Source organism: Actinophytocola xanthii, from assembly GCF_001921205.1.
In the GTDB taxonomy this organism is placed as follows: domain Bacteria; phylum Actinomycetota; class Actinomycetes; order Mycobacteriales; family Pseudonocardiaceae; genus Actinophytocola; species Actinophytocola xanthii.
This window is the reverse complement of sequence record NZ_MSIE01000060.1, coordinates 61,598-67,624: the sequence shown is the minus strand read 5'-3', so window position 1 is coordinate 67,624 and position 6,027 is coordinate 61,598. Positions and strand designations below refer to the sequence as shown.

Here is a 6,027-nt window from a genome sequence, read left to right as displayed (position 1 = left end):
ACGCGACACGGTTACCGCGTCAACGTTCCTTGATGAGGCACTAGTGAGCGCGGAGGACTGGACGCCCCTGGCCGAGGAGTACATATACCTGCTCGACGTGCAGACCGACGCCACACGAGCCCCGCCCGCCCACGACGACCAGAGCCTGTCCACTGAACCGCGACTGTTGTGGGTCCACGTCGTCGTCATCGTCGTCGCGCTGTTCTTGAGATGGCTGTGCAAGGCGATTGCGGGCCAGCGGCCCAGCTGGGTTCGCCGTGCCAAGACCGCGGCCGCCCTACGGACGTGGCGTATCAGGACCGACGCCCGGCTGAATCAACTTGCTGACGCCGTCACGCGCCTCAACGTCGACGTTGACACCGCGAAGCGGTACGTCCTGGTGCTCCAGGCCTTCGAGGAGGCCCGCTCACAGCAAGACGCCACCGAGGTGGACAACCGCATTCTCGAGCTGGAGCAGGGAGCTGACCTGCCGACGATCAACGCCGAACCGCCCAAGACAGCATCTCACTGGCGCCCCTCCCTGCGCAGACGTCGTTAGAGGGACGCCGATCAGGACTAATCCGGCACAGTAGGCCCGGTACGACCGAGGCGCTCGTAGGCATTCGCCACCGCGCGCAGCCCCTGGACGGCGACCCGCTCCGCCTGCGCGAACTCCCCTTCGGTAACGGCCTTGGCCAGAATCGCGCCGGTACTGAGCCACCGTTCCCGGGCCGTGCGCAGCAGCGCCGCCGCGTCCTCGTCCTCGACCTGCTCCGGGGTCACCACGGAGTCCTCGACGTAGTGGCCCAGCTGGTAGTAACGAGAGCGAGCGGCGATTGCCTCGTCGTCGCTGTGCGTCAACTCCTGCGGCCCGGTGTGCAGCTTTCCCGGCGTCAGCGGGTCCTTTCGGAACAACACAACAGCGACCGCCACCACAACCGCGATCCAAACCCATACCCAGACCATGATCACCGGGTCGGCTCCTCCCACCGCCTTTGCTGCCAGCGTCAACGGGCGCGGCCGGGGGTGTTCCTGCGGTGCCCGTACCCGAACCAGGATAGGCCAAGTAAGCCCAGGCAAACAAATCTCCAACGACTAGAGGATTCATGCGCGGAATGAGGATCTTGAGTGTCGTACTCGTCATTGGGGATGTCATTATCCTGGCGTGCGTCTTGTGCACATTGATGGATGTAGCTGGAACATGTGATAGGCTCGCTCAAGGGGCGGCCTATTGGGACGCCCATGGCACCGGTTAGAGATGCGTGAGCGATTGCGGGGACGTATGGCGGATCAGGAGTCATCGCAGTCTGACAACAAGGAAATGAAGACAATAACGACTCCTTGGGGTAGCTATCAAGTTCCCGCGAGCGGCTTTTTCGCTTCCGTTTATGACCCGACCAGCATGGAGCGTGCGCATCTCGAGCAGATCGAGCGGGGATCGATGGGGCTGAGTCTGGGCAAGTTTCCAGACCTGTTGTGGATGATCGTGCCAGAGTCTCGACCGATCATCGCTGAGCTTGTTCGCAAGGAACTCGACGAGTCCATTAAGTACAATTTGCATCTCGGTAAGGTTAGCAACTTCGAGTTGGCATATGGTATTTACGTTGAACTATTAGGCCCAGCCCTGAAGAACATCTCAAGATCTCACGATCTGGCGGTCCGATGTTTGGCGGTAATACAAAGAACTCTAGTAGAAGCGAACGAAATTGCCGATGGCGACCCGCTGGTGCTGGAGATTATGAATCGCGTCGAAGCAGAAGAGCTGCTCGGGCTTGTCAATGACCTGACTCCGGACTTGGTCGCCCTGTACCGAAGAATAAAATCATCTCGGTAACGAGAATATGCCTGACACACCGCAGTAGCGTACGCGGGTCACATCGTGCTCGGCGGTGGGCGACCGGGCACGAGGTGCGATCCCGCTGGCTGGCAGAGTCGTCGCCACGACCTCGCAGGGGGCATGCGGACTTTGCGCGGTACTCGGGCTCCCTCGGCATCGCCCTGCCCCGGGGAGCGCGGCAAGCAAGGCGTGGGCCGACCCACCGGTGGAACTTGGCGCAGAACTGGGCGCTGTCGGTCAAGCCCTCGAGAGCCAACTCTGCGAGATCAGTGGTGCGGGCAACGGTTAGTGCGCCGGGATCCGAGCGGCGCCACGCTGTATCTGGGTAAGCAGGAGGTCCAGTGGACCAGGAGCGGCAACCGGCCAGTTCACGATCAACGCGGCCACGATGGCGGTCACCCGTCGCCGGTATCTGCCCTTCGGAGCTCTCCGCGGCACTGCACCTGCTGTCTGGCCCGGTCAGCAGGGCTTCCTCGGCGGTGTCCAGGACTCCTCCACCGGGCTCACCCACCTCGGCGCCCGGGAGTACGACCCCACCCTCGGCCGCTTCATCTCCGTCGATCCGGTCATGGATCTCGCCGACCCTCAGCAGATCCACGGCTACACCTACAGCAACAACAACCCCACCACCTACTCCGACCCCACCGGCCTATGTCCCGACGACGGCGCCGGCGGCTGCGCAGACGACTGGACCCTGCCCGGTGGCTCCGGCTCCGCCAACAAGCCGAAGTCCTCGGGAAAGGGCAGCTCGTCGAAAGGAGGTGGTGTTCCCAAGAAGGCGAAGGCAAGCGCGCGGCTGTGTCGAACAGTAAACTGAGAAACATCCTCGGCAGATCTACCCCGGCGCCGAGGCGACTGGTCGATCGTAATGTCGAATGACCTCGGAGGATGTGTGGTTGATCAAGGACCGTCCGGCTCTGGCGAAGAAGAAATGCTGACGATAACCACTGCTTGGGGGAAGCTATCGTGTCCCTGCGAAAGGTTTTTTTGCGTCGGTGTACGATCCGCAAAGCCGTGAGCGCGAGCGTCTCGATCAAATCGGTCGAGGGGAAATGGACCTGAGTCTCGGAAGGTTTCAGGACCTGCTGTGGATGCTCGTCCCAGAGTCGCGGTCGATGATCGCTGGATATCTTCGCGAGGAGCTCGACGAAGCACTCGAGCGCGAACGACACCTCTATAAACCCAGTAACTACACATTTGGCTTACGCTGTTTACGCTGAAATTATCAGTCCTGCTTTGAAGGACGTATCTAGACATCGTGACCTATTGATTCGTTGCTTTGTAGCGATTCAGAGAAGTTTTGAGGAAGGTGACGAAGTTTTTGACGGTGAACCCCTGGCTGTCGAGATACTGGACCGCCTAGAAGTCGCGGGTCAGATCGGAATCGTCAACGACCTGGCCCCGAGTTTGATTGCCTTGTACCGAAGGACAAAGCCATCTTGATCGCGCCGAATCCTGAGCTCGGAAGGGGGTGAGGGCGCACGCAGCTGGCCCGCCAACGCCGAAGGATGGTTGCGGAGGTTCCAGGCGCCGTCGCTGCCGTCTTCAGGCCCGGTTGCCCTGGTCGAGGTGATCGACGCGGCCCAGCGAGCCGCCGCCCAGGCGGAGATCGGTCACACTCCAGCACCGAACCTGATGGACACCGCTTCGGAGGAGTGGCTCGTAGACGTCTACACAGAGCTTGACCTGCAGCTGACTGCAACATTGCACTGAGTGAAGCCTCGGACCTCTGGGAAGCTATGCGGGCCATGAAGACGATCAAGCCAATCCGTCGTTCGGGCTCGTGTCGGATGCGGAGTACTCCAAGCCGACCAGGGGTAGGCCGAGTAAGCCAAGGCTGACAAAGGCGCCGTCCACCGGAGGGTTCATGCGCGGAATGGGAATCTTCGGTGTCGCACCAGTGGTTGGCGACGTCATCAACGGTCCGCAGTATCTCGGAACTGTAGGGGTCCTATGCACGCTGATGGACGTCGCCGGAACGCGTGATAGGCTCGCGCAGCAAAATGCGGACGGCGCCGGCTAAGAGTGTGAATCAAAACTGCGGAGGACGTGTGACTGATCACGAGTCGTCGCGATCTGAAGCGGAAGAATTTGTGACGATAACCACCATTTGGGGCAGCTTCCGTGTCCCTGCGAGTGGATTCTTTGCCTCCGTGTATGATCCGGAAAGCGACGAGCGCGATCGTCTCGAGCAAATCAGACGAGGTTCAATGGACTTGAGTCTCGGCAAGTTTCAGGACCTGTTGTGGATGCTCGTGCCCGAGTCGAGAACGATGATCGCTGAAATCCTTCGCGAGGAACTCGACGATGCAATCGAGTACGATCTTCATCTCAACCGAAGCAACAACTATGCATTGGCGTTCGCCGTCTATGATAAACTGATCAGGCCAGTCCTGGCCAACATATCAGAGCATCGCGACCTGCTGATCCGGTGTTTTGTCGTGATTCAAAGAATCATAGCGGAAGGTAATCCGGCTTATGACCGTGACCCGGTCGTAATGGAAATCCTGAATCGTCTGGACGCTGCGGGGCAACTCGAAACCGTCAACTATCTGGCCCCGGATTTGATTGCCCTGTACCGAAGGATGAAGTCATCCTGGTAGCGCGGAGTAGATGACACGGCCACGGCGGTTCGTGTGCGGTCGCATTGACCAGGCCGTGGCGGCTCTGACTGAGGTGTACGCACGGACCGACTCTCACCGCGGAGATTTCGATGCGTGTCCCAGGAGCTCGTTGTCCTCCCAGCTGCTCCGACCGGCGGTTATGATCATCCGATGGACGAGCACAGTCGCCGTACTCTGCTTGCCGCGGGGCTTCTCGCTGGCGTGGGTACGGTCGCCGCCTGTACGGGGACGCCCGATGCCGAGCCCTCCGCGGCCCGACGGCGCGACGAGTTCGACCCGGCGGACTGGGAGTCGGTCCGCGCCCAGTTCGCGCTCGACCCGGAGCTGGTCCACCTCGCCGCCTACGTGTTCGCCGCTCATCCTCGGCCGGTGCGGGAGGCGGTGGAGCGGCACCGGACCGGTATGGACCGCGACGCCGAGCACTACGTCCAGCAGAACGTGCGTGCCGAGGACGACGTCCGCGCCGCCGCCGCGACCTACCTGAACACCTCCGCAGAGCGGATCGCCCTCACCGACAGCACGACGATGGGGCTCGGCCTGCTCTACTCCGGACTCCGGCTGCGCCGCGGCCAGGAGATCCTCACCACCGAGCACGACTTCGTCGCCACGCACGAGGCCGTGCGGCTCGCCGGCCGGCGGACCGGGGCGGCGGTGCGGCGCGTACGGCTCTACGACCGGCCCGAGGACGCCGACGCCGCCGAGATCGTCCGCCGATTACGGGCCGCGATCCGCCCCGCCACCCGGGTGATCGCGGTGACCTGGGTGCACTCCGGAACAGGGGTGCGGCTGCCGCTGGCCGAGATCGGTCAGGCGGTCGCGGCGGCCAACGCCGGCCGTGCCCCCGCCGACCGGGCGCTGCTGTGCGTCGACGGCGTGCACGGCTTCGGAGCGGTCGACGCCGACATCGACGACCTCGGGTGCGACTTCCTCGCCACCGGCACGCACAAATGGCTCTTCGGGCCGCGCGGTACCGGGCTGCTGTGGGGTCGCTCCTGGGACGCGCTGGACGCGCTCATCCCCACGTTCTCCGGCGGTGAGACGCCCGGCGCCGCGTACACCCCGGGCGGCTACCACACCTTCGAGCACCGGTGGGCCCTGCGCGAGGCGTTCGAGTTCCACCAGGCCATCGGCCGGCGCCGGATCGCCGCCCAGATCACTGAACAGGCCAGCCGGCTCAAGGAAGGCCTCGCCCGGATCGACAGCGTGCGGCTGGTCACCCCGCGCTCGCCCGACCTGTCGGCGGGAATCGTCTGCTGCGCGGTAGAGAGCATGGACGCCTTCTCCGCGTCCGCCGCGCTGCGCGAGAGCCACGGGATCTCGGCCAGCGTCACTCCCTACGCCGAACAGTTCCTGCGCTTCGGCCCCAGCATCGTGACGACCCCCGAGCAGATCGACCGCACCCTCGACGCGGTCGAGGCACTTGGCTGAGCCCCGCGACCAAACCAGATGATCGCGTCCTGACTCGGGTCAGGGGTCCTCGGCGGCCGAGCCGACAGCGCAGCCGCGAGACCCGGGAGGGGCTCGCGGCTGTCCGGCTGTCCGTCAGCAGGCTCCGCAGCAACCGCATCCGGAGCCGGAGCAGTTCGA

The 6,027-nt window shown here is 63.3% G+C and carries 6 protein-coding genes; 5 read left to right on the top strand and 1 reads right to left on the bottom strand.

Going from position 1 to position 6,027, the window contains the following annotated elements; genetic code table 11:
• On the top strand, positions 1-538 hold a 538-nt coding region (locus tag BU204_RS29075; protein WP_233160728.1), incomplete at its 5' end, for a hypothetical protein.
• Positions 539-555: 17 nt separating this feature from the next.
• Here the strand turns inward: BU204_RS29075 and BU204_RS29070 are convergent.
• Positions 556-945 carry a hypothetical protein gene (locus BU204_RS29070; protein ID WP_075128975.1) on the bottom strand — a complete coding sequence of 130 codons (390 nt, stop codon included), beginning with the start codon at positions 943-945 and terminating at the stop codon, positions 556-558.
• A gap of 292 nt (positions 946-1,237) precedes the next feature.
• On the opposite strand from BU204_RS29070, the gene BU204_RS39495 reads away from it, so the two are divergent.
• From BU204_RS39495 to BU204_RS29050, 4 genes are all read left to right on the top strand, one after another.
• Positions 1,238-1,813 carry a hypothetical protein gene (locus tag BU204_RS39495; RefSeq protein ID WP_143229826.1) on the top strand — a complete coding sequence of 192 codons (576 nt, stop codon included), beginning with the start codon at positions 1,238-1,240 and terminating at the stop codon, positions 1,811-1,813.
• A 391-nt stretch (positions 1,814-2,204) separates the two neighbouring features.
• Positions 2,205-2,633: an RHS repeat-associated core domain-containing protein gene (locus BU204_RS41560; RefSeq protein ID WP_075128966.1), complete on the top strand. Its 429-nt coding sequence runs from the start codon at positions 2,205-2,207 to the stop codon at positions 2,631-2,633.
• A gap of 1,234 nt (positions 2,634-3,867) precedes the next feature.
• Positions 3,868-4,419, top strand: a complete 552-nt coding sequence (locus tag BU204_RS29055) for a hypothetical protein (RefSeq protein ID WP_143229825.1) — start codon at positions 3,868-3,870, stop codon at positions 4,417-4,419.
• Between the two features lie 171 nt (positions 4,420-4,590).
• Positions 4,591-5,868, top strand: a complete 1,278-nt coding sequence (locus BU204_RS29050) for an aminotransferase class V-fold PLP-dependent enzyme (protein WP_075128963.1) — start codon at positions 4,591-4,593, stop codon at positions 5,866-5,868.
• Positions 5,869-6,027 lie beyond the last annotated feature (159 nt).

Bases quoted from the DNA above. Each gene is read 5' to 3' on its own strand.
- BU204_RS29070 (WP_075128975.1), bottom strand. From the start codon at position 945: ATGGTCTGGGTATGGGTTTGGATCGCGGTTGTGGTGGCGGTCGCTGTT.
- BU204_RS39495 (WP_143229826.1), top strand. From the start codon at position 1,238: ATGCGTGAGCGATTGCGGGGACGTATGGCGGATCAGGAGTCATCGCAG.
- BU204_RS41560 (WP_075128966.1), top strand. From the start codon at position 2,205: ATGGCGGTCACCCGTCGCCGGTATCTGCCCTTCGGAGCTCTCCGCGGC.
- BU204_RS29050 (WP_075128963.1), top strand. From the start codon at position 4,591: ATGGACGAGCACAGTCGCCGTACTCTGCTTGCCGCGGGGCTTCTCGCT.